This is a genomic window from Weissella paramesenteroides (assembly GCF_051903945.1).
GTDB classification, from domain to species: domain Bacteria; phylum Bacillota; class Bacilli; order Lactobacillales; family Lactobacillaceae; genus Weissella; species Weissella paramesenteroides_A.
In genome coordinates this window covers 1,801,952-1,827,031 of record NZ_CP192268.1, presented here as the reverse complement: position 1 = coordinate 1,827,031, position 25,080 = coordinate 1,801,952, and the positions used below count along the sequence as shown (strand labels likewise).

Genomic DNA, 25,080 nt, shown 5'->3' with positions numbered 1-25,080 from the left:
CTCGTAATCGTTTTCAATTTAAAATTTTTAAGTTTAGGATCATGTTGAAAACATGATTTTGGAGGGATTAGTTCATGTCTGAGAAGAAAATTTCAAGTAAATTTATTTACTTCTTCGGAGCCTTTGGAGGTATCTTATTCGGATACGACATTGGTGTTATGACCGGTGCATTACCATTCTTGCAAAGTGACTGGAATCTATCTGGTGGAGGTGTCACTGGTTGGATTACATCATCATTGATGTTAGGAGCTGTATTTGGTGGTGCGATTGCTGGTCAACTATCTGATCGTTTAGGTCGTCGTAAGATGGTTTTGTATTCAGCATTGTTGTTCATGGTTGGTGCTTTGCTAGCCGGTGTTTCACCTCATAATGGTGTTGCATACTTGATCTTCACCCGTGTTCTTTTGGGAATTGCAGTTGGTGCTGCTTCTGCTTTGGTACCAGCATACATGTCTGAAATGGCACCAGCTGAGAAGCGTGGAAGTCTTTCAGGAATTAACCAATTGATGATCGTGTCTGGAATGTTGATTTCATATGTCGTTGACTTTTTGCTAAAGGGGCTTCCTGAGCATATTGCTTGGCGTTTGATGCTTGCTTTGGCTGCTGTTCCTGCTTTGATTTTGTTCTTAGGTGTCTTGCGTTTGCCAGAATCACCTCGTTTCTTGATCAAAACTGGTCGTGTTGAAGAAGCTCATAAAGTGTTAACTTGGATTCGCCGTCCAGAAGAAATTGATGGCGAGATTAATGCCATTAATGAAACTGCTCGTATCGAGCAAAAAGCTGAAAAGTCAACATCATGGGGTTCATTGCTAGAAGGTCGCTATCGTTACCTAGTTATCGCTGGTGTTATGGTTGCATTCTTCCAACAATTCATGGGTGCTAACGCAATCTTCTACTACATTCCATTGATTGTTGAGAAGGCTTCTGGTCAAGCCGCTTCAGACGCTTTGCTATGGCCAATCATCCAAGGTGTTATCTTGGTTCTAGGTGCTTTGCTATACATGGCAATTGCTGAAAAGTTTAACCGTCGTGGTTTGTTGATGATGGGTGGTACAGTCATGGGTCTATCATTCATCTTGCCAGCAGTTATCAACTCATTTATGGATACAAATCCAATGATGATCGTTGTCTTCCTAAGTATCTTCGTTGCTTTCTATGCCTTCACTTGGGCCCCATTGACTTGGGTTCTAGTTGGTGAGGTATTCCCACTAGCTATTCGTGGTCGCGCATCAGGTTTGGCTTCATCTATGAACTGGGTTGGTTCATTCGTGGTTGCCTTGATCTTCCCAATTATGACGGCATCAATGTCACAAGAAGCAGTGTTTGCTATCTTCGGTGTTATCTGCTTGGTTGCCGTTGCGTTCGTTATGTTCCGTGTACCAGAAACACGTGGTCACTCACTTGAGGAAATCGAAAAGTTCGGTGCCGAAAAGGAAGCTAAGTAATCAAATTGATTAGCTAACTAATAATAATCAAAAAAAGAAGTTGGAACATTGTTTGTTCCAACTTCTTTTTTGCTGAAAATATCTGAATGATACGCATGTCAGTTTTATAGCATAAACGTGTTGCACCGGCTTCAAACCAACTTTTGTCTCGCTCGCCTTCTTGTTTATTAAATTAATTACCATAAACAAACTTATCAATAGACAAACGAATAAAAGCTATTCTATACTTAATTTTAATACATATTTGGTAAGTTAAGGAGCGGTAAGCATGCAAGATCTCACAAGTGGTAAGCCGGCAAAGGTCATTCTAATGTTTGCCATTCCCCTAATGCTTGGGAACATGGTTCAACAATTATATAATATCTCGGACACGTTGATTGTTGGGCAGACCTTGGGCGTTAATTCATTGGCAGCAGTAGGGGCAACAGGTAGTATTCAATTTTTAGTTATGGGTTTTGTGCAAGGATTTAGTTCAGGAATGGCAATTATTACAGCACAGCGGTATGGTGCCCAGAATGTTCGTGGTGTTCGTGAATCATATGCAGCCAGTATTGTGGCTGCATTAATTATGTCACTTGTCCTAACTGTAGTTAGTCTAGTGTTCATTGATAATTTGATGCATGCAATGCAAATGCCAGCAGCTATTTATGGGGAAGCCAAGTTATTCATCGGCATTATTCTAGCCGGAACGGTTATGACAATGGGATATAATGTTATTTCCAATGCTTTACGAGCCGTTGGTGATAGTAAAGCACCATTATATTATTTAATTATTGGGATGATCGTAAATGTGTCATTAGAGTTATTGTTGATTCTTAAATTCCATTGGGGTGTTGAGGGAGCAGCAACGGCAACTGTATTTGCACAATTTGTGACCGTGGTTATTTCACATTGGCACATCACCCGGTACACAGATACCTTACGTTTGAGCTGGTCTGACTTTAAGTTAAAAAAAGGTGATTTACGTCAACACATGATGGCTGGATTACCAATGGGCTTTCAGCAATCTATTATTGCCATCGGGTCAGTCACGTTGGCAACGGCTGTTAATACCTTGGGAACCGACGCGGTAGCTGCAAATACCGCAGCTTCGAAGGTCGATCAAATTAGTACCCAATTATTGATGTCAGTTGGTGTGGCAATGGCAACGTATACCGCCCAAAATTTTGGTGCCGGTAAGTATGATCGTATTTTAGAGGGTGTCAAGAGCTCCTTGAAAATGTCGATTAGTATGAGTTTTGTTTTAGGCGCAATTGAAGTTATTTTTGGTCGCATTTTAGTGACGTTGTTCGTAGGCTCTGGACAACATGAAGTGATGGATTTGGCGCAAGAGTTTTTCTGGGCAAATGGGCCATTCTATTTTATTTTGAGTACCTTATTTGTTTTACGGTACACCTTGCAAGGACTTGGCGACGTGCGAACACCAACATTTGCGGGGATGGGTGAAATGGTTATGCGAACAATCACTGCATTTGCTTTAGTTGGTTGGTTAGGATTCTTTGGAGCTAGTTTGGCTAATCCATTGGCTTGGTTAGGTTCATTATTGTTCTTGGTACCAGCATGGTTGCGAATGGTTAAGCGATTACGTCAATTAATTAAACCGGCAGTGGTGGAAGAAAAATTAAATTAAAGTAAAAAGAAGTTGGAACAAAAGCATTTGTTCCAACTTCTTTTTGCTAAAAATATCTTAATTATCAGCATGAAAGCTTGATAGCATAATCACGTTACACTCCGGCTTAAAAACAACTTTTGTCTCGCTCTCTTTTAGTCTTTATCATCTGAACTTAATGGCGTTGCTGACGAGTTACGAACGATCATATCGGGTTCATAAATGACGTCGTGCCCAGGTTGTCCATCGATAAGATCAAGAAGAATTTGTGCGGCATCTCGGCCCATCTTTCGTTTGGGGTGCCGGTTGGTTGTCAAACTAGGCGTCATGTATGTTGACAAACTATAGTCGTCAAAACCTACGATAGCAACATCTTCAGGGATTCTGAATCCCAATGATTTAACCAAGTCAATGGCTTGAATGGCTAACGAATCATTATATAAAGCTAAAGCTGTTGGCCGATGTGGTGATTCTAAGTAGCTCTCAATTTTATTCAAGATGAGGGCATTATTTTCTTCATCATCAGATTGGTACATGATGATATTACTATCTAGTGCATAATCTGGCTGCGTTTGAAAGGCTTTGTAAAACCCCTGCATACGATGAGCCCCTTGAATATCATCAACTTTAAATACACCCAGAATTCTTTTATGACCCTGCGCGATTAGGTGGCGGACTAGTTGTGCTTCAGAATCAACATCATTGACTTCTAGGTAATTAAAGTCTGAACTTTCGTATTTAGAATTAATAAAGACGGTTGGTATATGTAACTGTTTGATTTGGTCATACAAATCTTGATTGGGGTTGGGTAATGCAGACATGGTTGGTTCAATGATTAAGCCACTGATCCCTGTTTCAATAATTCTTAATAGGCTGCGTCGTTCGCGATCGAACGTATTATGGGTATTACTGATAAATAAAGCATAACCAGCATCAGAAATTATTTGGTCAATACCACTAATAATTTCTGGGAAAATGTAGTCAGCTAAATGCGTTGTAATGACACCAATGACTTTATTCTCAGTTTTTGCAGCTGGAATTTTCTTCCAATCATTGACATACATCCCATCCCCTTGGATACGGTATAAGTAATGTTCTTGTTCTAATCCCGCTGTGGCGCGTCTTACAGTATAACGGCTCACATTGTATTGTTCAGTTAAGTTTGCCTCGGTTGGTAATTTATCACCAATCGCAAACTTGCCAGAAATAATATCATTGCGGAGCCCTTTCTTGACAATGTCGTATTTCGTGTCCATGTTTTGATAGCTCCATTTCTAAAACGTAATAATAATTTTATTATACAAAAAAATCACATGGTTAAAAAGTTATTTCTTATGGATATTGCGTCGTTTATGGTGATATTTAGCAATGAAGCATAACCTGTGATCAAACAGACACCTAATTATGGTGAATTGTTGAGCAAAAGAATAAAAAATTATTTGCTATAAATAGCGGTATTATCATGTTTTTAAAAGATGTATGGAATTATGCGTACAAATTTTCATCTTTTTGCTTGATTTGTCCGCACAAATGTTTTATCATAATACTTGTAAACGGTTACAAAAAATAACTTTGATTCTCATTTGAAGGGAACAGATTAATGAATAAAGAACAGATTCAAGAACAAATTACTACAGGGCAAACAGCCTTGGGTGTTGAGTTTGGTTCTACTCGTATTAAGGCAGTGCTAGTTGCATCTGATTCATCAGTTATCGCAGTTGGTAGTCATAATTGGGAGAACAAGCTTGAAAATGGTATTTGGACATATTCTTTGGAAGATGTCTGGTCAGGATTACAAAGCGCATATAAGAATTTAACAGAAGTTGTTGCGGATGAATATGATGTTCAAGTAACGAAGTTGTCATCATTTGGAATTGCAGCGATGATGCACGGGTACTTGGTATTTGATAAGAATGATAAATCATTGGTACCGTTTCGTACATGGCGTAATGCAATTACTGGTGAAGCAGCCTCAGAATTGACGAAATTATTTGACTTCAATATTCCACAGCGTTGGAGTATTGCTCATTTGTATCAAGCGATTTTGAATCAAGAGACACACGTTAAGGAGATTAGTTTCTTAACAACTTTGGCTGGTTATGTTCACTGGCAGTTGACTGGTGAAAAAGTCATCGGTATTGGTGATGCCTCAGGAATCTTCCCAATCGATGAAGAGACTCATGATTATAACCAATCAATGATGGATAAGTTCAATTCATACAAATCAGTGCAACAATATTTGTGGCAGTTACGAGATATCTTGCCAACAATCAAGTTAGCTGGTGAAGAAGCTGGTCAATTGACTGAAGCTGGTGCGAAGTTGCTTGATCCTTCTGGTAATTTGCAGAGTGGTGCCGTTGCTGCAGCTCCTGAAGGGGATGCTGGTACAGGAATGGTATCAACGAACTCAGTCAAGAAGCGTACTGCGAATGTATCCGCAGGTACTTCAGCATTTGCCATGGTTGTCTTGGAAAAAGAACTATCTCAAGTTAACGAAAATATTGACATGGTGACGACACCTGATGGATCACCAGTTGCCATGGTTCACATTAATAACAGTACATCAGAAATCAATTCATGGGCGCGTGTCTTTACTGAATTTGCGGCTGCTATTGGGGCAACTGTTACTGGTGGCGAAATCTTCAGCGCATTGTTCAACAGTGTTTTGAAGTCAGATCCAGATGCTGGTGGCTTGTTAAGCTACGGTTATCACTCAGGTGAGAACATTACTGGCATGGACGAAGGTCGTCCATTGTTTGTCCGCACACCGAATGCTAAGTTCACGCTAGCCAACTTAATGCGTATGCATTTGTATAGTGCCTTCGGTGCTATGAAGATTGGTTTGGATGTCTTGGCAAAGGAAGAGGTCGCCATGGACTCAGTTGTTGCTCAAGGTGGTATCTTTACAACACCAGTTGTTGCCCAGAAGATTTTAGCTGGTGTTATGGATACACCCGTAACCTTAATGAAGAATGCTGGTGAGGGTGGTCCTTGGGGAATGGCAGTTTTGTCACAATTCGTTGTCAGCCACAAGGATGGTCAATCGCTTGCTGATTACCTAGAAGATGAAGTATTCCAGTCTCAAGAAAGCACGACGATTGAGCCAGACCCAGAAGATGTAGCTGGATTTGGTAAGTTTATGGATCAATATAAAGCTGGTCTTTCAATTGAACAAGAGGCAATTGATAAAATGCCAGTTGAGACATCTAAGGAGGATTAATTAATAATGTTAGAAGACGTTAAGCAACGTGTTTATGATGCTAACATGGCCTTGCCAGAGCATGGCTTGATTAAATTTACTTGGGGAAACGTTTCTGAAATTGATCGTGAAAGTGGCTTGTTTGTCATTAAACCTTCAGGGGTACCATATGATGAATTAAAGCCAGAAGATATGGTTGTTGTTGACCTTGATGGTAAGGTTGTCGAGGGTGACCTTAACCCATCAAGTGATACAGAAACGCACCGCGTTTTGTACAAGGCATTCCCAGAAATTGGTGGGATCGTGCATACGCACTCACCATGGGCAGTATCATTTGCCCAAGCTGGGATTGACTTGCCAGCTGCTGGTACAACACATGCAGATACGTTCTACGGTGATGTGCCAGTAGCTCGCCAGATGACCGATGAGGAAATCAATGGTGAATACGAGCTTGAAACAGGTAATGTTATTGTTGAAACGTTTAAGAAGCGTGGTATTGATCCAATGGCTGTGCCGGCAGTTTTGGCACAAGATCATGGACCATTCACGTGGGGACCATCTGCTGATAAGGCAGTATATAACGCAGTTGTGTTGGAAGAGTCAGCTAAGATGGCTTACCACACAATTATGTTAAACCCACACAACATCCATGTTTCACAGACGTTGTTGGACAAGCATTATTTGCGTAAGCATGGTGCAAATGCGTATTATGGTCAAAAGTCTAAGGACTAGTCGTTGTTATTATATATTTCAGGGGGAAATAGAACATGTTTAACACAGAGAATTACAAGTTTTGGTTTATCACAGGATCACAATTCCTTTATGGTCCAGAAGTATTAGACAAAGTTGAAGCTGACGCTAAGGATATCGTTGACAAGTTGAACGAGTCAGGAAACTTGCCTTACCCAGTAGAGTTTAAGTTGGTTGCAACAACTTCAGAGAATATTGCTGGTGTTATGAAGGAAGCTAACTATGATGATTCTGTTGCCGGAGTCATTACTTGGATGCACACATTCTCTCCAGCAAAGAACTGGATCCGTGGTACGCAATTGCTACAAAAGCCTTTGCTACACTTCGCAACACAATACCTAGAAGAATTGCCATATGATGACATCGACTTTGACTACATGAATGCAAACCAATCAGCTCACGGTGATCGTGAATACGCATTTATCAATGCTCGTTTGCAATTAAACAACAAGATTGTTTATGGTCACTGGGCTGATGAAGATGTTCAAACTAAGATTGGTAAGTGGATGGATGTTGCTGTTGCATACAACGAATCATTCAAGATCAAGGTTGCTTCATTTGCGGACAAGATGCGTAATGTTGCCGTTACTGATGGTGACAAGATTGAAGCACAAATCAAGTTTGGTTGGCGTGTTGATTACTGGGCAATGGGTGATTTGGTTGAAGCCGTTAACAATGTTAACGAGGAAGACATCGATGCAAAGTATGAAGAACTACAAAAAGTTTATGACTTTGTTGTTGGTGACAACTCACCAGAAAAGTTTGAGCACAGTGTGAAGTATCAAATTCGTGAGTACTTTGGTTTGAAGCACTTCATGGACGAGCGTGGTTACACAGCCTTCACTGATAACTTCGAAGATTTGTACGGTCTAGAACAATTGCCAGGTTTGGCATCACAATTGTTGATGGCTGAAGGTTATGGATTTGCTGGTGAAGGTGACTGGAAGACAGCCGCTTTGGATCGTTTGATGAAGATCATGTCACACAACAAGCACACTGTCTTCATGGAAGACTACACGCTTGATTTGCGTAAGGGACATGAAGCTATCCTTGGATCACACATGCTTGAAGTTGACCCAACAATCGCTTCAGACAAGCCACGTGTTGAGGTTCACCCATTGGATATCGGTGACAAGGCTGATCCTGCACGTTTGGTATTCACTGGTATGGAAGGTGACGCGATTGACGCAACCCTTGCAGATTATGGTGATGAGTTCAAGTTGATGTCATATGATGTACGTGGTAACAAGCCTGAAGCAGAAATGCCATTGCTACCAGTTGCTAAGCAATTGTGGACACCAAAGCAAGGTTTGCGTGATGGTTCAGTTGGTTGGTTGACACTTGGTGGTGGACACCACACTGTATTATCATTTGATATCGATTCAGAACAATTGTCAGATTTGTCAAAGATGTTTGGTTTGACATACGTTGATATCAAAGATTAATCATTCATTAATTTAAAATTTCTAACCTATATAATAAAATCAAAAAATAAAACCTAAAATCTCATATAAAAGTTAACAATATAAAATAAAATCTCTCATGTAAATTGTCAGTAATGATATGCTCTAAAAACATATTATTGCTGACTTTTTATGTTATCTGTTATGATGCTAATGAGGAAACTGAGATTAACGGTATGCTAAACTTCAGTCAAAAGGGGTAAAAATCATAAGATGGATATTACAACAAAGTTGCAATTAGCAGATGGCTATCAGATGCCACAGCAAGGATTAGGATTATATAAAGTAACTGATCAAGATAACCTAACAGAAGTCATTAAAGCATCATGGGAAGCTGGTTATCGTTTATTTGATACTGCACAAATGTATAAAAATGAAGCTGAAGTTGGTCACAGTTTACGTGAATTAGGTGTACCTCGTGAAGATTATTTTGTGACAACCAAGGTGGCTGAGGCTAATCAAGGATATGATCAAACATTAGCATCTGTTGAACAGTCCTTAAAGGATCTACAGATGGATTATGTAGATTTATTAATGGTGCATTGGCCACTACATGAGCAATTTTTTGACACTTGGCGTGCATTTGAGCGTTTGCAAGCTGAAGGACTTGTCAAATCATTGGGGACATCAAATTTTGGTATGATTCATTTACAATATTTAGCAACCCAGGCTAATGAAATGCCAGTGGTGAATCAAATTGAAAATCATCCACATCTTGTTCAACCTGAGTTACGCAATTTCTTGCAAGAAAATAATATTGTGACACAAGCTTGGGCACCTTTGGGGCGTGGCTCAGTATTGGCTGAACCAACCATTGGTGCGATTGCAGATAAATATGGTAAATCACCAGCGCAAGTAGTTCTTCGCTGGCATTTGGCACACGGCACTAGCATTATTCCAAAATCTGTTCATCCACAACGAATTATTGAAAATGCAGATATTTATGACTTCTCACTAACGGTGGAGGAGGTTGCGGCAATTGATGCGCTAAATAATTTTACACGGATTAGCCAAGAGCCTGAACAAGTCTACGAACGTGGTCGTCAGTATCCACACCATTAATTAGTTTATAGCAAGGTACACATAAGGAGAGAGCGAGACAACAGTTGCTTTGAAGCTAGTGTGACATGCGATTTGCGCTATCAAACTGACACACTCACAATTTATGTATTTTTAGTTAGAAGAAGTTGGGACATTTTATTTTGTCCCAACTTTTTTGTGCTAAAAATGTGACATTTTGTCCGACTTATTTCGTTAGTATAGGTGTCAGCACTTAGCTGATGATCGAATGGCCGTTCGAAAAGCGAAAGAAACGAGGGTGAAATATATGGTAGATAAGAAGCGGTTAGCTGAAAATATGTTGAAGGTAAAGATTGTTGGTAAAACAAATGAAGGTGTTGGTACAAGCCGTCAATTTTACGTGAAGCCAGGGACGACAGTTAATGAATTAACCCAGTTAGCACAGTTGATGTTACAACTTGGTGCAGAGGTTGCCATTGAGACAATAACAACTGTTGATACAAAGGCGCATTTATTTAGTCCAGCTACCACTAGTAATTAAGGAGGCACGCAATATGAATCAAGTACTAGAATTATCATTTTTGGCGCCGGGACAACAAGCAACAGACACAACTAAAAAATTATCAGTAATCAAAATTAAGCATCCAGCTGCGATGCTAGATCGTGATTCAGTTTATCAAGCAATGTTGAAATTGGCTGATTTTGAATTTTTGTTGAATAATAAGGGTGAATCAATGACATTGGGTCGTCCTTATATGGCAACGTTGGTAGCAACAACTAAAAAAATTATTTTCGATGAGTCTCAAAAAATGATTTGAAAATTAAATTTTATACAATATATAGTGAATATGTGCATAACGTTTTGCATATATTCGCTATTTTTGTATAAATTAAAGTTTTTTAAGTAATTTATTGGGTTTTTATTGCATAAATTCTCATTTACTGTTAATATTTATTCATCAACAAGAACGGGAGTAGCAATATGGCAATTCTAGAGATTAAAAATTTACACAAAGAATATGGTAAAAACACAGTGTTGGAGTCAATCGATGCCCAAGTTGAAGAAGGGGATGTGATTGCAATCCTAGGTCCTTCTGGTACTGGTAAGTCGACCTTACTGCGTGAATTAAATATGTTAGAACACCCTACTTCGGGGGCGGTGATTTTTGATGATCAAGATATTACCAAAGCTACTGAGTCAGGATTAGATAAGATTCGTCAAGATTTGGGGATGGTTTTCCAGAGTTTTAATTTATTTCCAAATATGACGGTTTTGGAGAATGTGAAAATTGCTTTGACTAAGGTAAAAGGAATCTCTGACAGTGAAGCAACGGCAACAGCGCAAAAATTTTTAGAAAAAGTTGGTGTGGCTGAAAAGGTTGATGTTTATCCAGCATCTTTGTCTGGTGGCCAACAACAACGTGTGGCCATTGCTCGTGCATTGGCGATGAATCCTAAAATTATGTTATTTGATGAACCAACTTCTGCCTTGGATCCAGAAATGGTTGGCGAAGTGTTGAAGACCATGCGTGAGTTGGCAAACGAAGGGATGACTATGTTAGTGGTTACTCACGAGATGGGCTTTGCCCGTGAAGTTGCTTCAAAAATTTGGTTTATGAGTGATGGCGAAATGACAGCGTATGATGATCCAGCAGGCTTTTTTGAAAATCCTAATTCAGAACGTGCGCAAAATTTCTTAGCAAAGATGTTGTAAGAGAGGGAATGTATTTATGAAGAAGTGGATGAAAAAAGCAATTGTGCTACTAATGGCGATTGGTATGTTTATTAGTAGTGGTATCGGAATATTTGGTGTCTCAAGTGCTAATGCAGATGAGACTGATCCGACCTTACAGCATATTAAAAAATCAGGTCAATTAGTGGTTGGAACCTCTGCTGAATATGCACCGTATGAATTTCACAAAACCATTAATGGTCAGGATAAAATTATTGGTTTTGATATGGATGTTGCTCGGACCATTGCAAAACATCTAGGGGTTAAGCTTGTTGTTCAGGATATGAGTTTTGATGCATTGTTAGGAGCTGTTAAAACTGGCAAAATCGATATGGCCATTGCCGGGATGACTAGCACGCCAGAACGTAAAAAGGAAGTTAACTTTTCAACACCATACTATAACGATAAAAACGTTATTCTAACATTGAAGCAAAATAAAAATAAATTTGCTACCCTACAACAACTACAGAATGCCAAGCTAGGTGCTCAGGTTTCTTCTAGTCAGGCAAGCTTAGCGGGCGATTTAACAAGTAAGCCAATTGTGTCCGTTAAAAGAGTGACGGATATGGTGACACAGTTAAGTCAGAAAAAAGTTGATGCAGTCGTTGTTGCCCAAACAACAGCCAAAAGTTATTTAGATCAAAGTGATCAATTCGCTATCACTAAAGCAGTGTTGCCAATCAAAACAGGAAATGCTGTTTCAGTTGTGATGAATAAAAATGCGCCCGTTTTGAAAGAAAAAGTTGATGGTATCTTAAAAGCCCATGTTATTGGGGCACCATTGCATCGTTGGCAAAATAAAGCAATTAAGCAGATGAATAAGAAGGAATCATTTATAACACAGTATGCCCCTTACTTTATCAAGGGTACTGAGTACTCTGTTGGTTTGGCTGTAATTGGTGTCTTTTTCGGAATTGTGTTAGGTGTATTATTTGCACTAATGAAGATGTCATCAATTAAGCCATTGAAGTGGATAGCAGTTGCTTATATTGAAGCTGTCCGTGGTGTGCCACTACTAATCCAAGTCTTTATTGTTTACTTCGGAACGCAAGTGATTGGTATTCATGTTTCAAGTTTCTTAGCTGGTGCGATTGCGATGTTCTTGAATTCAGCAGCGTATGTGGCAGAAATTATTCGTTCAGGAATTCAAGCGGTACCTGATGGTCAAACCGAAGCTGCTCGTTCACTTGGTTTTACGAAAAATCAAACGATGCGTTATATGATTTTGCCACAGGCCATCAAGAATATTTTGCCAGCCTTAGGTAATGAGTTTGTGACGGTTATTAAGGAAGGATCTGTTGTTTCAGTAATTGGTGTTGGTGAGTTGACTTTCCAAGCATCAGTTGTGCAAGGTGCATCATTTAAGCCGTTCTTGCCATTAGTTATTACAGCCGCGATTTACTTTATTTTGACATTTGGAATTAGTCGTTTACTGAACTTGTTTGAAAAGAAATTACATAAATCAGATAAGTCGTTTGGATAAAACAATCGTTTGTTTAAAAATTTCATATTAATTAGGAAACTGAATGTATACGCTATTTTACGTATATATTCAGTTTTTTTGAATAAAAAATAGAATTTTAAGGGTTTTTTGAGGAATTTATTGCATATACTTTCAATTACTGTTAATATTTATTGGTCAGTAATGAATGGGAGTAGAAATATGGCAATTCTAGAGATTAAAAATTTACATAAAGAATATGGTGAAAATACAGTTTTAAAGTCAATCAATGCTCAAGTTGAAGAAGGGGATGTGATTGCAATCCTAGGTCCTTCTGGTACTGGAAAGTCGACCTTATTACGTGAGCTAAATATGTTAGAACACCCAACTTCAGGAGCAGTGATTTTTGACGATCAAGATATTACTAAAGCGAGTGAAGCTGGTCTTGATAAGATTCGTCAAGATTTGGGGATGGTTTTCCAAAGTTTTAACTTGTTTCCAAATATGACGGTTTTGGAGAATGTAAAAATTGCTTTGACAAAGGTAAAAGGGATTTCTGACAGTGAAGCAACGGCAACGGCCCAAAAATTTTTAGAAAAAGTTGGTGTGGCTGATAAAGTTGATGTCTACCCAGCATCTTTGTCTGGTGGTCAACAACAACGTGTGGCGATTGCTCGTGCATTGGCAATGAATCCCAAGATTATGTTATTTGATGAACCAACTTCTGCCTTGGACCCAGAAATGGTTGGCGAAGTGTTGAAGACCATGCGTGAGTTGGCAAACGAAGGAATGACTATGTTAGTGGTCACTCACGAAATGGGCTTTGCGCGTGAAGTTGCTTCAAAAATCTGGTTTATGAGTGATGGTGAAATGACAGCGTATGATGACCCAACAGGCTTTTTTGAAAATCCAAATTCAGAACGTGCGCAAAATTTCTTAGCAAAGATGTTGTAAGAGAGGAAATTAAATCATGAATAAATGGATGAAAAAGCTCATCATGATGGTAATGGCGTTTGGTCTTGTGATTAGTAGTGGTATGGGAATTTTTGATGTTCATGCCGTAAATGCTGATCAAACGGATCCAACCTTAGCGCGCATTAAAAAATCTGGTAAATTAGTAGTTGGAACTTCAGCGGACTACGCCCCCTATGAATTCCATACAACTGAAAATGGTCAAGACAAGATTGTCGGTTTTGATATGGATGTGGCTCGTGAAATTGGTAAGCAACTGGGTGTGAAAACAGAAATTCAAGAAATGAGTTTTGATGCTTTGCTAGGTGCTGTAAAGACTGGTAAAGTTGATATCGTTGTTGCGGGAATGACTGAGACACCAGAACGTGCACAAGAAGTTAACTTTTCAAAGCCTTACTTTGTCGATAAGAATGTTGTCTTAACATTGAAGCAAAACAAAAATAAATGGAAAACTTTGAAGCAAATTCGTCACGCAAAATTGGCAGCGCAAGTCTCATCTAAACAAGACGATTTGGCACATGAAATTTCGAATAAACAAGTGGTTTCATTAAAGAAAATCACTGATGAAGTCACACAATTAACGCAGAAAAAAGTTGATGGTGTGGTTGTTGCAAGTACAACCGCTAAAAGTTACTTGGAACAAAGTAATCAGTTTGCTGTGTCACCGGCAAAGTTACCAGGTATTACGAACGGTTCATCAGTCGTTATGAACAAAAATGCGACAGTACTACAGGCAAAAGTTAACAAGATATTAGATGATCATATTATTGGTGCGCCATTGCAAAAAATGCAGGACAAGGCCATTAAATTGATGAATAAAAAAGAATCCTTTGCTTCGAAGTATGCCCCATACTTTGTGAAGGGAACCCTTTATACAATTGGGTTGGCCGTGATCGGTGTCTTCTTTGGTATTATCTTGGGTATCTTATTTGCCTTAATGAAACTATCATCAATCAAACCATTTAAATGGTTGGCTTCCGCATACATTGAAGCTGTCCGTGGTGTGCCTTTGTTGATTCAAGTATTTATTGTTTACTTTGGTACCCAAGCAATTGGTGTGCATGTATCAAGTTTCTTAGCTGGTGCAATTGCGATGTTCTTGAACTCAGCAGCATATGTGGCGGAAATTATTCGTTCTGGTATTCAAGCCGTGCCAACAGGACAAACTGAAGCAGCACGTTCGCTTGGTTTTACGAAAAATCAAACGATGCGGTACATGATCTTACCACAGGCAATCAAAAATATTTTGCCAGCCTTAGGTAATGAGTTTGTGACGGTTATTAAGGAAGGTTCAGTTGTTTCGGTAATTGGTGTTGGTGAGTTGACCTTCCAAACATCAGTGGTTCAAGGAGCATCTTTCAAACCATTTATACCATTAATTATCACGGCAGCAATTTACTTTATTTTGACATTCGGTATCAGCCGGTTGTTGAATTTATTTGAAAAGAAATTACGTAAATCTGATAAAACATTGGGTTAGTTAAAGATATAGTGTAGTCAACACAATGTGAATTATTAAAAATCCCTACCACGACATTTCTTGTAAGTGTCGTGATAGGGATTTTTTTGCTTACCTGTTTCTTTAAAGTAGGGTTTACTTTTCTAAGTGAAAAGAATGGCGTATATTAAAAAGGATAGAGAATGAAGGAGAGACAAGATGGCAAAGAAAGTACGTATTAAGAAAATTCTTGTTGAACAAATCTTAGATAAGGCAAAAATCCCTTATGAAACCATTGTTTTTTCAGGTGGAATGAATCGTAATCAAGCAGAGTTAGATGCCTATGGGCTGACAGACCATGATATTTATAAGACATTGGCGTTGGATGGCAATGTGACTGGACCAGTAATTGGCATTGTGCCAGTTGATAACCACTTAAATGAAAAAAAGTTAGCAGCCGTGTCTGGTAATAAAAAGGTCAACATGATTCCAACCAAGGATTTGCAAAAGACAACAGGCTATATACATGGTGCAAATAACCCTGTTGGGATTTGGCAAACTAAGAAATTTCCAATTTATTTTGACAATAGTGCTAAGGAAGCTGGAACGATTACGATTTCAGCAGGTGAAGTTGGCCGTTCGATTCGTATCGATGCGGAGGCTTTAGCCGAATTTGTACATGCAAAATTTGCTGATATTCGTACGGTTGAATAATCTATGTCAGGCGTAATTATTTGGCATACGGTGCTGTATTTGTTTCTCATTTTTTTACTACTGCCGATGGTTGCTAGCTATTGTCTGTCTGCGATTATCATGCGAACTAACCAACATCTCGTCAATCGATTTGGGTACCACGCACCAATGATATTCGGTTGGTTAGGGATAATGGTTCACGAATTATCTCACGCAGGTATGGCACTGCTGTTTGGTCATAAAATCAATCGATTAGTATTATTAACTAACCCGTTTCAGTCAGAGCAAGAAAATCGATTAGGTTATGTTGCCCATTCATGGCAACCAAAAAATAAGTATCAAGAGTTAGGAAATTTTTTTATTGGGTTGGCACCAATTATTGGCATCACCCTATTAACCGGGATAACAACACAACTACTTTGGCCACAAGTGTTTCACGTGCAAACTGTTGGCTGGCAGATTTTTAGTCAGGTACCATGGTGGCACTTGGTGATTTGGGTAATTGTTGTAATTAATCTAAATTTAGCGATGGATCTTAGCCATGCAGACTGGTTGAACGTTGGGCATGGCGTTCTTTATTACAGCTTATTGTTACTTTTGATAGGGTTAGTTGTAGGATTGTTTATTTCAGACCCGTGGTTGATTGTTGAAACGGCTGGTTATTGGCTAGGAGTAGTTTGGTTAATTGACATGGGCATTAGTCTTTTAATGCTGATCATAGCAAAAATTTTAGATTAACGATTTTAACGGAGGACTCTCATGGATGAACAGGTAGACAAACAATTAGCAGCTATTACTGATTTTACGGCACAGCTATTAACTGCAGATCAAACTGGCCATGATATGACACATATTCTGCGGGTACTTAGTATGACGCAACACATTCTAACAACGGAACCAAGGGCTGATGCATTTATTGCACAAGCTGCTGCTGTTTTGCATGATACTTATGATGATAAATTATTTGATGATGTCGATGAAGCAAAGTTGCGGGTTGTTAATATGTTAACAACAATTGGCGTATCTCAAGCACAACAATTAGAAATTTTTACAATCATTGATAATATGTCGTGGAGTAAGCAACGGTTTGGTCACCCGGTACCGTTGACGTTAGCTGGACAAATTGTCCAGGATGCAGATCGTCTAGACGCAATTGGGGCAATTGCGATTGCTCGAGTGATTCAATATGGCGTTGCGCATGGACATGAATTGTATAATCCAGATATTAAGCCACGACAAGTCAAAACAAAGGCTGAGTATCGTCAGGCAGATGGTGAGACAATCATGAATCATTTTTATGAAAAGCTTTTTTTGCTAAAAGATTATTTGAATACGGATGAGGGGAAGCGAATTGGTGAGCAAAGAGACAAACTGATGCACGAATTTGTGACACAATTTGAATTAGAGTGGCAACAAAAGGATTACTAATTTATAACATAGGAGTGTGGCTGTGAATACGATATCAAAAAAGGAACGTGGCGTGCTATTAATATTAATGGTCGGTGTTTTTCTGGGCTTTTTAAACCAAACATTAATGAATACGGCATTACCACAAGTCATGGCGGATTTTAAAATTTCCACTGCACTTGGTCAATGGATGACCAATGGGTACATGTTAGTGAATGGTATTATGGTGCCATTGACTGCTTTTCTAATCCAACGTTTAAAAACGCGAACCCTATATCTTAGTGCATTGTTGGTTTTTGCAATTGGGACACTGATTTCAGGATTTGCCCCAACTTATTTTACTTTAATCCTAGGACGTATGGTGCAAGCAGCTGGTGCTGGTATTTTTGGTCCCTTAATGAATGTTGTGGTAATGAACATTTTTGCAGCTAACCGCCGTGGTGAGGCCATGGGAATCATTGGATTAGCATTGAATTTTGCGCCTACAATCGGGCCAACATTATCTGGATTTATTGTTTCCAATCATTCTTGGCGGTGGCTATTCTGGGGAATTGCACCGTTTATCTTTTTAGATTTGATTTTAGCCTTTTTCTTATTAAAGAACATTGGCACGCAAAAATTCTTACGTTTTAACTTTTTGGGTGTCTTACTATCAAGTGTTGGGCTAGGAAGTTTATTGTATGGCTTCTCAAATGCTGGGGATGGTCAATGGACCAGCCCAAATGTTTGGGGATTTTTAGTTGTTGGTATCTTAGTAACCACTTTATTTGTTTATCAACAAACGCATGCGAAAAATCCATTGCTAAACTTTAATGTGTTTAAATATCATAATTTTACAATTGCCACGATTATCAATGTGGTCTTGATGTGTGCCTTGTATGGTGGTGCATTGATGCTACCTTTATATATGCAAACGGTACGTGGTGAATCAGCTTTGATTTCTGGATTGGTGCTATTGCCTGGTGCATTGATCACAGCTATTTTGTCACCAACATCTGGTAAATGGTACGACCAATTTGGTGCCCGACGTTTAGCACCAATTGGCTTAGGAATCGTTGTTTTGGGAACGGTTATCTTAGCTAACTTACAATTGAATTCACCGTTGTGGTTACCAGCCCTTGGTCAATTGATTCGTCAGTTAGGTCTTGTGATGGTGACGATGCCTATTCAGACAGAAGCTTTTAATTCATTGCCAATAAACATGGTACCAGATGGTTCAGCTGTCTATACAACGATCCGGCAAGTTGCCGCATCATTTGGTACGGCCGCTCTGATTACTGCTTATGGGCTAACTTCTGCTAGTGTAAAGGCAGGGCATACACAAGCGTCAGCAGATTTGAATGGGATACATGTTGCATTTTGGATAGCAACAGGGTTAGTTATCCTCGCTTTGTTATTGACTAGTTTGTTACAAAATCGTCAGAATTTTGTTGACGACCGCCATGTGCACGGTGAAGCCGAATAAATTTATCAAAGTGGTCCAACCTTATTTTGGTTGGACCACTTTTGTGTTATGATTAGAACTTGTAGTGAACAGGAGGTTCAAAATGGCTAAGGAAGTACTCTATATAGAAGTGCTCAATGATTTAAACCGGCGTATCAATGCGCAAGAATTCCCGGATCTAAAGTTACCAGATGAGCGGTCATTGGCTACTTCATATGGTGTCTCACGAAGTTCAATCAAAAGGGCATTAACGGTGTTGGTGCAACAAGGGATCATTTTTAAAAAACGTGGGTCAGGTACCTTTGTTAATCCCCTCTATCTAAAGAATCAAGGCATGTTTCATGCGGTTGGACAAAATTTGGGCGTCTCAGATTCATTTCGTTTTAAAGGGGAAACACCAGCGATTAAATTGCTTGTTTTTGAAAAAGAAATTGCAAATGATGAAGACCGTGAGGCCTTATTTTTAGAGCAAGATGAAGAAGTTTATCGTATTAAACGTTTGCGTACATTGCAAGATAAAGTATTTATGATTGAAAATGCGGTCGTTCCAGTGAAGCTATTACCAATGCTAACAGCTGAAGATATGACCCATTCAATGTTTCAGTACGCTGAGCAAACAACCAATAAAGCAGTCACCAAATCATTTATGACTGTCACAGCAGAACCTTCTAGTGAAGAAGATCAACAATATTTGAATTTAAAGCCGACTGAACCGGTGGGTGTGATGTCTGGTGTGTACTTTTTAGATGATGGGACCCCTTTTGAAGTTGGACAAATGCGCGTTCATTACGAATACATGCGTTACAATAGTTTCGTTAGTTTAGATGGTGAATAACTGAAAATTTAATGTCACAAATTGGGACGGTCCAATTAGGAGTTTTTTATTGTACCTGGTTTGGAAATCTGTTATTATAATAATTGTAATCCAGGAGATAACTTCTGCGATTAAACCTTTCTCAAAAGTAAAAAGGAGATCTAATCAAAATGGCAGTAGATTTTGATTCAAAAGCATATCTAGAAAAGGTTGACGCTTGGTGGCGTGCTACCAACTACCTTTCAGCAGGTATGATCTTTTTGAAGAGCAACCCATTGTTTTCAGTAACTAACACACCACTACAAGCGGATGACGTTAAGGTTAAGCCTATCGGTCACTGGGGAACTATCTCAGGACAAACTTTCCTATACGCTCATGCTAACCGTTTGATCAACAAGTTCGATTTGAACATGTTCTACATCGGTGGTCCTGGTCACGGTGGCCAAGTTATGGTTACGAACTCATACTTGGATGGTACTTATACTGAAAATTATCCTGAGATCACTCAAGATGTTGAAGGTATGGCCCGTTTGTTTAAGCGTTTCTCATTCCCTGGTGGAATTGGATCACACATGACTGCGCAAACACCAGGTTCATTGCACGAAGGTGGTGAGTTAGGTTACTCACTATCACACGCAACTGGTGCTGTTTTGGATAACCCTGACCAAATTGCTTTCGCAGTTGTTGGTGATGGGGAAGCTGAGACTGGTCCTTCAATGACTGCATGGCACTCAATCAAGTTCTTGAACCCTAAGAACGATGGTGCTGTATTGCCAATCTTGGACTTAAATGGATTTAAGATTTCAAACCCAACAATCTTCTCACGTATGAGTGATGAAGAGATTACTAAGTTCTTCGAAGGTTTGGGATATTCACCACGTTTCATCGAAAATGATGATATCCACGATTACATGGCATACCACGAATTGGCTGCTAAGGTATTCGACCAAGCTATTGAAGACATTCAAGCTATTCAAAAGGCTGCCCGTGAAGAGGGTCGCTATATTGATGGTGAAGTTGCTGCATGGCCAGTTATCATTGCTCGCTTGCCAAAGGGTTGGGGTGGACCAACTCATAACGCTGCTGGTGAGCCAATTGAAAACTCATTCCGTGCCCACCAAGTGCCACTTCCTTTGGCACAACAAAAGTTGGACACTTTGCCTGAATTTGAAGAATGGTTGAATTCATACAAGCCAGCCGAATTGTTTAACGCTGATGGTTCATTGAAGGCAGAAGTTGCCGAAATGGCACCAAAGGGTGACAAGCGTATGGCTGCTAACCCAGTTGCTAATGGTGGTCGTCGTCGTGGTGAAGAACCTACTGATTTGGCATTGCCAAACTGGAAAGACTTTACTAACGAAGTGACTGCTGACAACCGTGGAACGGAATTGTCAGACGGTAACCGCAACATGGACATGAACGTGTTGTCAACTTACTTTGCTGCAGTTTCAAAGTTGAACCCAACATCATTCCGTATCTTCGGACCTGATGAGACGATGTCAAATCGTTTGTGGGAGATGTTCAAGATCACTGACCGTCAATGGATGGAAGAGGTTAAGGAACCTAACGACCAACACGAAGCTCATGAAGGTCGTATCTTGGATGCACAATTGTCAGAGCACCAAGCTGAAGGTTGGCTAGAAGCATACACATTGACTGGTCGTGTTGGTGTCTTCGCATCATACGAATCATTCCTACGTGTTGTTGATTCAATGATTACACAACACTTCAAGTGGTTGCGTCATGCTTCAGAACAACCATGGCGTAATGATTATCCATCATTGAACTTGATTTCAACTTCAACTGCTTTCCAACAAGACCACAACGGTTACACTCACCAAGATCCAGGTATCTTGACACACTTGGCTGAGAAGAAGGCTGACTTTATCCGTCAGTACTTGCCAGCCGATGGTAACACTTTGTTGGCTGTCTTTGGTCGTGCATTTACTGAACGTCACAAGATCAACCACATCGTTGCTTCAAAGCAACCACGTCAACAATGGTTCTCAGTTGCTGAAGCTGAAGAGTTGGCTACTGAAGGTGTTAAGGTCATTGATTGGGCTTCAACTGTTGCTGAAGGTGAAGATGCTGATATCGTCTTTGCATCAGCTGGTGTTGAGCCAACAATCGAAGTTCTTGCTGCATTGCACTTGATCAACGAGGCATTCCCAGCAGTTAAGATGCGTTATGTCAACGTTGTTGAATTGCACCGTTTGCTAAACAAGAATGGTAAGATGAACCACGAACGTGCCTTGTCAGATGACAAGTTTACGGCATTGTTCGGTGAATCAGGAACACCAGTTATGTTTGGCTTCCACGGATTCGAAGACTTGATTGAGTCAATCTTCTACGAGCGTCAACACTTAGGGGCACACGTTCACGGTTACCGTGAAGATGGTGACATCACAACGACTTACGATATGCGTGTATACTCAGAGTTGGATCGTTTCCACCAAGCTAAGGAAGCTGCAAACATCTTGGCTGACAAGGGCGTAATCAATGCTGATGAAGCAAAGGCCTTTGATGAGAAGATGGATGCTATCTTGGCAAAGCACTTCGATGTTACTCGTAATGAGGGACGCGATATCGAAGAGTTTACTGACTGGAAGTGGACTGCTTTAAACAAGTAATCGACAAATCAGATTTAGTATTGAATCGATAAAATAAAAGCTCATAATCGCTAATCTTTGGCGGTTATGAGCTTTTTTTGGTATAATTTTTAATGGTTGAATATGTTTTTTAAGGAGAAAGTTAATGATTGTCTTATTTGTGTTAGGAATTGTGCTGTTAGCGTATGCAGCCATCCAAGGGGTCGTTCATCATCAAGTCCGATGGGTACCGATTACGCTTGGTCTTTTATTGACTATTTTTATGGGGCTGGGTGTGCAACGTGCCCAACAACGTCACTTCTTGATGGCGGAAGTACCCTTTTCAAAGACACAAAAAATTCAGCCTGCGGTTGTGATTGATGGGTTTAATTTAGTTACAACAGAAAAAGGTAGTAACGGTCGCTTGCGTTATACATACAAAACAAATGATAAGACGTATCAAACATTGACACAACAAGCCAAAACGAAAGTGGTTGCTGGTAAAGATGCAACGTTAAAAACAACAGTAATGACTTATCAAGCTAACTCAACGTGGCGTCGTTTCTTACTTTTGGGGCAAAAAACCCTTGAACAAGGTGGCACAACATATAAATTGACGTTACCTGAGGGCTGGTATGTTGTACCTAATGATAAAGTTGATGATTTACAGAAATTAATTGAAACAAATGAAGCAAAAATTTCTGGTAAGGTACGAGATGAAATTGATAAACGTGTTGCTGAAAAAGTGAAAACGGATAAAGATTTTGTTAATGATACAGAGAGTCAGAATAAGTTGAAAAATGATGTTGTTAAGCAAGTGACAAGCGATGCCAAAAAGCAATTAAAGGTTGATATGGTAAACCAAATTAGCAAATGGCAACAAGCACAATAATATTTTTAATGCCGGATACGTGTGATTTTAATCTATATCACCATATGCGGTTTTTTATTACACCTTTATTGAAAATAAAAATGGCAGATGTTCTAAGATGGTAAATTGTGTTATCTTAGTCTATAAGAAAAATTAAAATTTGAGGTGAAACAATGGGGACACGTCGACAAGATGATTTTTATGAAGCAATCAATGAAGAATGGATCGCACAAGCTGTGATTCCAAATGATAAGTCACGAACAGGTGGCTTCATTGACTTAGCTGATGAGATTGAAGAACTAATGTTAGCAACAACTGATAAATGGCTAGCTGGGGACGATGTACCAGATGATCGGGTGCTACAAAATTTTATCAAGTACCATCGTCTGGCTGCGGATTGGCAAACACGTAACGAACTAGGCACTGATCCAGTTCAACCAATTATTGAACGCTATCAGCAATTTAAATCATTTGCCGATTTTGCTCAAAATATCGTTGCTTTAGAAAAAGAAGGTTTGTCAAATGCTTTACCATTAGGTATTGCACCTGATTTCAAAGACGCCCAAACATACGTCTTATGGGCTGACGCTTTAGGGACGATTTTGCCAGATACAACTTATTATGAACCCGGCCATCCACAAGGTGCCGATTTACTAAGGCAATGGCGTGAATCTCAAGAACAATTATTGCCTAAATTTGGCTTTAGTTCTGATGAAATTAAGGACTTACTGGATAAAGCGATTGCTTTTGATGCGCGTGTTGCCAAGGTCGTATTAAGTCAAGAAGAATCTTCAGAGTATGTCAAACTATATAAGCCATATAAATGGGAAGATTTTACAGCTTTAGCGCCAGCTTTGCCATTAAACGATATCGTAACGGCGATGATAGGTGAGCAACCTGACATGGTTGTTGTACCAGAAGAACGATTCTGGCACGCGGCCGATCAATTCTTTTCTGAAGAAGCTTGGCCACTTTTGCAAGCAACCCTAATCGTTGGCATCGCCAATGGTTATACAGGTTACTTATCTGATGAAGTCCGTATCCTGGGTGGTGCCTATAGCCGTGCATTATCAGGTACACCGGAAGCAAAAAATCGTCAAAAATCAGCTTATTATCTAGCTGAAGGCCCCTTTAATCAAGCGTTAGGTTTGTGGTATGCGCATAAAAAGTTTTCGGTAGTAGCTAAAGCTGATGTTGAGGATAAAGTAGCGACGATGATTGACGTTTATAAAGAGCGTTTGCAGCAGGCGACTTGGTTGCAACAAGCAACGCGAGATCAAGCCATTATTAAGTTGAATGCAATTAAGCCACACATTGGTTATCCAGAGAAATTACCTGATTACTATCAGGATAAAGTAGTCGATGATGGTGCAACATTGTTTGAAGCAATGCAAAAATTTACACGACAAAGTGTTGCTCGTACATGGGCAAAGTGGCATCAACCAGTAGACCGTGATGAATGGCATATGCCAGCACATATGGTCAATGCGTATTATGATCCACAGCAAAATCAAATCGTGTTCCCGGCAGCCATTTTGCAGGCACCATTTTACAGTTTAGAGCAATCAGCTTCTGCAAATTATGGTGGGATTGGTGCAGTTATCGCTCACGAGATTTCGCATGCATTTGACACTAATGGTGCTTCGTTTGATGAACATGGTAGCTTAAACAATTGGTGGACTGACGAAGATTATGCGGCCTTTAAGGAGCGCACGCAAAAAATTATTGCCCAATTTGATGGTTTAGATTCATACGGTGCAAAAGTTAATGGTAAGCTAACGGTTTCTGAGAATGTTGCTGACTTAGGTGGCTTTGCTGCTGCATTGGCGGCAGCCAAACGAGAAGCAGATTTTTCAGCGAAAGAATTTTTTGAAAGTTGGGCAACGATTTGGCGCATGAAGGCACGACCAGAATTAATGAAGTTTTTTGCCGCCGTTGATGTGCACGCACCTAACAAAGCACGTACTAACGTGATTGTTTCAAATTTTGATGATTTTTATGAGACCTTTGATGTAAAACCTGATGATGGTATGTATCGTGAACCAAGTGAGCGGACGATGATTTGGTAATTAAAAAGGGGAACGAGACAAAAGTCGTTTTGAAGCCAGTGTGACACGTGCTTTGCGTCGTTTTTAGCCGAAGCAAAGCGGAAGGACAGGGATGGCGTAAATTGCGTTACATTGAGGCTTCAGAC

Annotated in this window: 21 protein-coding genes; 20 read left to right on the top strand and 1 reads right to left on the bottom strand. The window is 39.7% G+C overall.

Annotation, left to right across the window (positions count from 1 at the left end):
* Nucleotides 1-74: 74 nt before the first annotated feature.
* Entirely contained in the window at nucleotides 75-1,445 is a 1,371-nt protein-coding gene (locus ACQ4QH_RS09035) for a sugar porter family MFS transporter (RefSeq protein ID WP_439818590.1), read from the top strand.
* A 268-nt stretch (nucleotides 1,446-1,713) separates the two neighbouring features.
* Nucleotides 1,714-3,075 (top strand): MATE family efflux transporter, encoded by a 1,362-nt coding sequence (locus ACQ4QH_RS09030; RefSeq protein WP_439818589.1) that lies wholly within the window; start codon nucleotides 1,714-1,716, stop codon nucleotides 3,073-3,075.
* Between the two features lie 134 nt (nucleotides 3,076-3,209).
* Here ACQ4QH_RS09030 and ACQ4QH_RS09025 read toward each other — a convergent pair whose 3' ends face one another.
* Complete coding sequence (locus ACQ4QH_RS09025; RefSeq protein WP_439818588.1) at nucleotides 3,210-4,310, bottom strand: GntR family transcriptional regulator; 1,101 nt, start codon at nucleotides 4,308-4,310, stop codon at nucleotides 3,210-3,212.
* A 344-nt stretch (nucleotides 4,311-4,654) separates the two neighbouring features.
* On the opposite strand from ACQ4QH_RS09025, the gene ACQ4QH_RS09020 reads away from it, so the two are divergent.
* The 18 genes from ACQ4QH_RS09020 (at nucleotide 4,655) to ACQ4QH_RS08935 (ending at nucleotide 24,955) form a co-directional block, all read left to right on the top strand.
* Entirely contained in the window at nucleotides 4,655-6,274 is a 1,620-nt protein-coding gene (locus ACQ4QH_RS09020) for a xylulokinase (RefSeq protein WP_439818587.1), read from the top strand.
* A gap of 6 nt (nucleotides 6,275-6,280) precedes the next feature.
* On the top strand, nucleotides 6,281-6,985 hold the full coding sequence (locus ACQ4QH_RS09015) for an L-ribulose-5-phosphate 4-epimerase (protein WP_002828076.1): 705 nt from the start codon (nucleotides 6,281-6,283) through the stop codon (nucleotides 6,983-6,985).
* Nucleotides 6,986-7,020: 35 nt separating this feature from the next.
* Nucleotides 7,021-8,448: an L-arabinose isomerase gene (gene araA, locus ACQ4QH_RS09010; protein ID WP_439818586.1), complete on the top strand. Its 1,428-nt coding sequence runs from the start codon at nucleotides 7,021-7,023 to the stop codon at nucleotides 8,446-8,448.
* A gap of 231 nt (nucleotides 8,449-8,679) precedes the next feature.
* Entirely contained in the window at nucleotides 8,680-9,528 is an 849-nt protein-coding gene (locus tag ACQ4QH_RS09005) for an aldo/keto reductase (RefSeq protein WP_436582327.1), read from the top strand.
* Between the two features lie 265 nt (nucleotides 9,529-9,793).
* Nucleotides 9,794-10,027 carry a hypothetical protein gene (locus tag ACQ4QH_RS09000; RefSeq protein WP_439818585.1) on the top strand — a complete coding sequence of 78 codons (234 nt, stop codon included), beginning with the start codon at nucleotides 9,794-9,796 and terminating at the stop codon, nucleotides 10,025-10,027.
* Between the two features lie 13 nt (nucleotides 10,028-10,040).
* Entirely contained in the window at nucleotides 10,041-10,304 is a 264-nt protein-coding gene (locus tag ACQ4QH_RS08995; protein WP_439818584.1) for a hypothetical protein, read from the top strand.
* A gap of 164 nt (nucleotides 10,305-10,468) precedes the next feature.
* A complete protein-coding gene (locus ACQ4QH_RS08990; protein WP_439818583.1) occupies nucleotides 10,469-11,200 on the top strand; it encodes an amino acid ABC transporter ATP-binding protein in 732 nt (243 codons plus the stop codon).
* 16 nt (nucleotides 11,201-11,216) lie between these two features.
* Nucleotides 11,217-12,701 carry an ABC transporter substrate-binding protein/permease gene (locus ACQ4QH_RS08985; RefSeq protein WP_002828070.1) on the top strand — a complete coding sequence of 495 codons (1,485 nt, stop codon included), beginning with the start codon at nucleotides 11,217-11,219 and terminating at the stop codon, nucleotides 12,699-12,701.
* A 180-nt stretch (nucleotides 12,702-12,881) separates the two neighbouring features.
* On the top strand, nucleotides 12,882-13,613 hold the full coding sequence (locus tag ACQ4QH_RS08980; RefSeq protein ID WP_439818582.1) for an amino acid ABC transporter ATP-binding protein: 732 nt from the start codon (nucleotides 12,882-12,884) through the stop codon (nucleotides 13,611-13,613).
* Nucleotides 13,614-13,629: 16 nt separating this feature from the next.
* Nucleotides 13,630-15,111 (top strand): ABC transporter substrate-binding protein/permease, encoded by a 1,482-nt coding sequence (locus ACQ4QH_RS08975; protein ID WP_439818581.1) that lies wholly within the window; start codon nucleotides 13,630-13,632, stop codon nucleotides 15,109-15,111.
* A 177-nt stretch (nucleotides 15,112-15,288) separates the two neighbouring features.
* Entirely contained in the window at nucleotides 15,289-15,783 is a 495-nt protein-coding gene (locus ACQ4QH_RS08970) for an aminoacyl-tRNA deacylase (protein WP_439818580.1), read from the top strand.
* Nucleotides 15,784-15,786: 3 nt separating this feature from the next.
* Nucleotides 15,787-16,500 carry a hypothetical protein gene (locus tag ACQ4QH_RS08965; RefSeq protein WP_439818579.1) on the top strand — a complete coding sequence of 238 codons (714 nt, stop codon included), beginning with the start codon at nucleotides 15,787-15,789 and terminating at the stop codon, nucleotides 16,498-16,500.
* 21 nt (nucleotides 16,501-16,521) lie between these two features.
* Entirely contained in the window at nucleotides 16,522-17,190 is a 669-nt protein-coding gene (locus tag ACQ4QH_RS08960) for an HD domain-containing protein (RefSeq protein WP_439818578.1), read from the top strand.
* A gap of 67 nt (nucleotides 17,191-17,257) precedes the next feature.
* A complete protein-coding gene (locus ACQ4QH_RS08955) occupies nucleotides 17,258-18,634 on the top strand; it encodes a DHA2 family efflux MFS transporter permease subunit (RefSeq protein WP_439819522.1) in 1,377 nt (458 codons plus the stop codon).
* Nucleotides 18,635-18,716: 82 nt separating this feature from the next.
* Nucleotides 18,717-19,448: a GntR family transcriptional regulator gene (locus ACQ4QH_RS08950; protein ID WP_439818577.1), complete on the top strand. Its 732-nt coding sequence runs from the start codon at nucleotides 18,717-18,719 to the stop codon at nucleotides 19,446-19,448.
* A gap of 149 nt (nucleotides 19,449-19,597) precedes the next feature.
* Complete coding sequence (locus ACQ4QH_RS08945) at nucleotides 19,598-22,057, top strand: phosphoketolase family protein (protein ID WP_439818576.1); 2,460 nt, start codon at nucleotides 19,598-19,600, stop codon at nucleotides 22,055-22,057.
* Nucleotides 22,058-22,181: 124 nt separating this feature from the next.
* Nucleotides 22,182-22,907: a DUF4811 domain-containing protein gene (locus ACQ4QH_RS08940; RefSeq protein ID WP_439818575.1), complete on the top strand. Its 726-nt coding sequence runs from the start codon at nucleotides 22,182-22,184 to the stop codon at nucleotides 22,905-22,907.
* Between the two features lie 152 nt (nucleotides 22,908-23,059).
* Nucleotides 23,060-24,955, top strand: coding sequence for a M13 family metallopeptidase (locus ACQ4QH_RS08935; RefSeq protein WP_439818574.1), 1,896 nt, complete (start codon nucleotides 23,060-23,062; stop codon nucleotides 24,953-24,955).
* Nucleotides 24,956-25,080 lie beyond the last annotated feature (125 nt).

Coding starts and splice junctions, on each gene's coding strand:
- ACQ4QH_RS09035 (WP_439818590.1), top strand. CDS start 75: ATGTCTGAGAAGAAAATTTCAAGTAAATTTATTTACTTCTTCGGAGCC.
- ACQ4QH_RS09030 (WP_439818589.1), top strand. CDS start 1,714: ATGCAAGATCTCACAAGTGGTAAGCCGGCAAAGGTCATTCTAATGTTT.
- ACQ4QH_RS09025 (WP_439818588.1), bottom strand. CDS start 4,310: ATGGACACGAAATACGACATTGTCAAGAAAGGGCTCCGCAATGATATT.
- ACQ4QH_RS09020 (WP_439818587.1), top strand. CDS start 4,655: ATGAATAAAGAACAGATTCAAGAACAAATTACTACAGGGCAAACAGCC.
- ACQ4QH_RS09015 (WP_002828076.1), top strand. CDS start 6,281: ATGTTAGAAGACGTTAAGCAACGTGTTTATGATGCTAACATGGCCTTG.
- araA (WP_439818586.1), top strand. CDS start 7,021: ATGTTTAACACAGAGAATTACAAGTTTTGGTTTATCACAGGATCACAA.
- ACQ4QH_RS09005 (WP_436582327.1), top strand. CDS start 8,680: ATGGATATTACAACAAAGTTGCAATTAGCAGATGGCTATCAGATGCCA.
- ACQ4QH_RS09000 (WP_439818585.1), top strand. CDS start 9,794: ATGGTAGATAAGAAGCGGTTAGCTGAAAATATGTTGAAGGTAAAGATT.
- ACQ4QH_RS08995 (WP_439818584.1), top strand. CDS start 10,041: ATGAATCAAGTACTAGAATTATCATTTTTGGCGCCGGGACAACAAGCA.
- ACQ4QH_RS08990 (WP_439818583.1), top strand. CDS start 10,469: ATGGCAATTCTAGAGATTAAAAATTTACACAAAGAATATGGTAAAAAC.
- ACQ4QH_RS08985 (WP_002828070.1), top strand. CDS start 11,217: ATGAAGAAGTGGATGAAAAAAGCAATTGTGCTACTAATGGCGATTGGT.
- ACQ4QH_RS08980 (WP_439818582.1), top strand. CDS start 12,882: ATGGCAATTCTAGAGATTAAAAATTTACATAAAGAATATGGTGAAAAT.
- ACQ4QH_RS08975 (WP_439818581.1), top strand. CDS start 13,630: ATGAATAAATGGATGAAAAAGCTCATCATGATGGTAATGGCGTTTGGT.
- ACQ4QH_RS08970 (WP_439818580.1), top strand. CDS start 15,289: ATGGCAAAGAAAGTACGTATTAAGAAAATTCTTGTTGAACAAATCTTA.
- ACQ4QH_RS08965 (WP_439818579.1), top strand. CDS start 15,787: ATGTCAGGCGTAATTATTTGGCATACGGTGCTGTATTTGTTTCTCATT.
- ACQ4QH_RS08960 (WP_439818578.1), top strand. CDS start 16,522: ATGGATGAACAGGTAGACAAACAATTAGCAGCTATTACTGATTTTACG.
- ACQ4QH_RS08955 (WP_439819522.1), top strand. CDS start 17,258: ATGGTCGGTGTTTTTCTGGGCTTTTTAAACCAAACATTAATGAATACG.
- ACQ4QH_RS08950 (WP_439818577.1), top strand. CDS start 18,717: ATGGCTAAGGAAGTACTCTATATAGAAGTGCTCAATGATTTAAACCGG.
- ACQ4QH_RS08945 (WP_439818576.1), top strand. CDS start 19,598: ATGGCAGTAGATTTTGATTCAAAAGCATATCTAGAAAAGGTTGACGCT.
- ACQ4QH_RS08940 (WP_439818575.1), top strand. CDS start 22,182: ATGATTGTCTTATTTGTGTTAGGAATTGTGCTGTTAGCGTATGCAGCC.
- ACQ4QH_RS08935 (WP_439818574.1), top strand. CDS start 23,060: ATGGGGACACGTCGACAAGATGATTTTTATGAAGCAATCAATGAAGAA.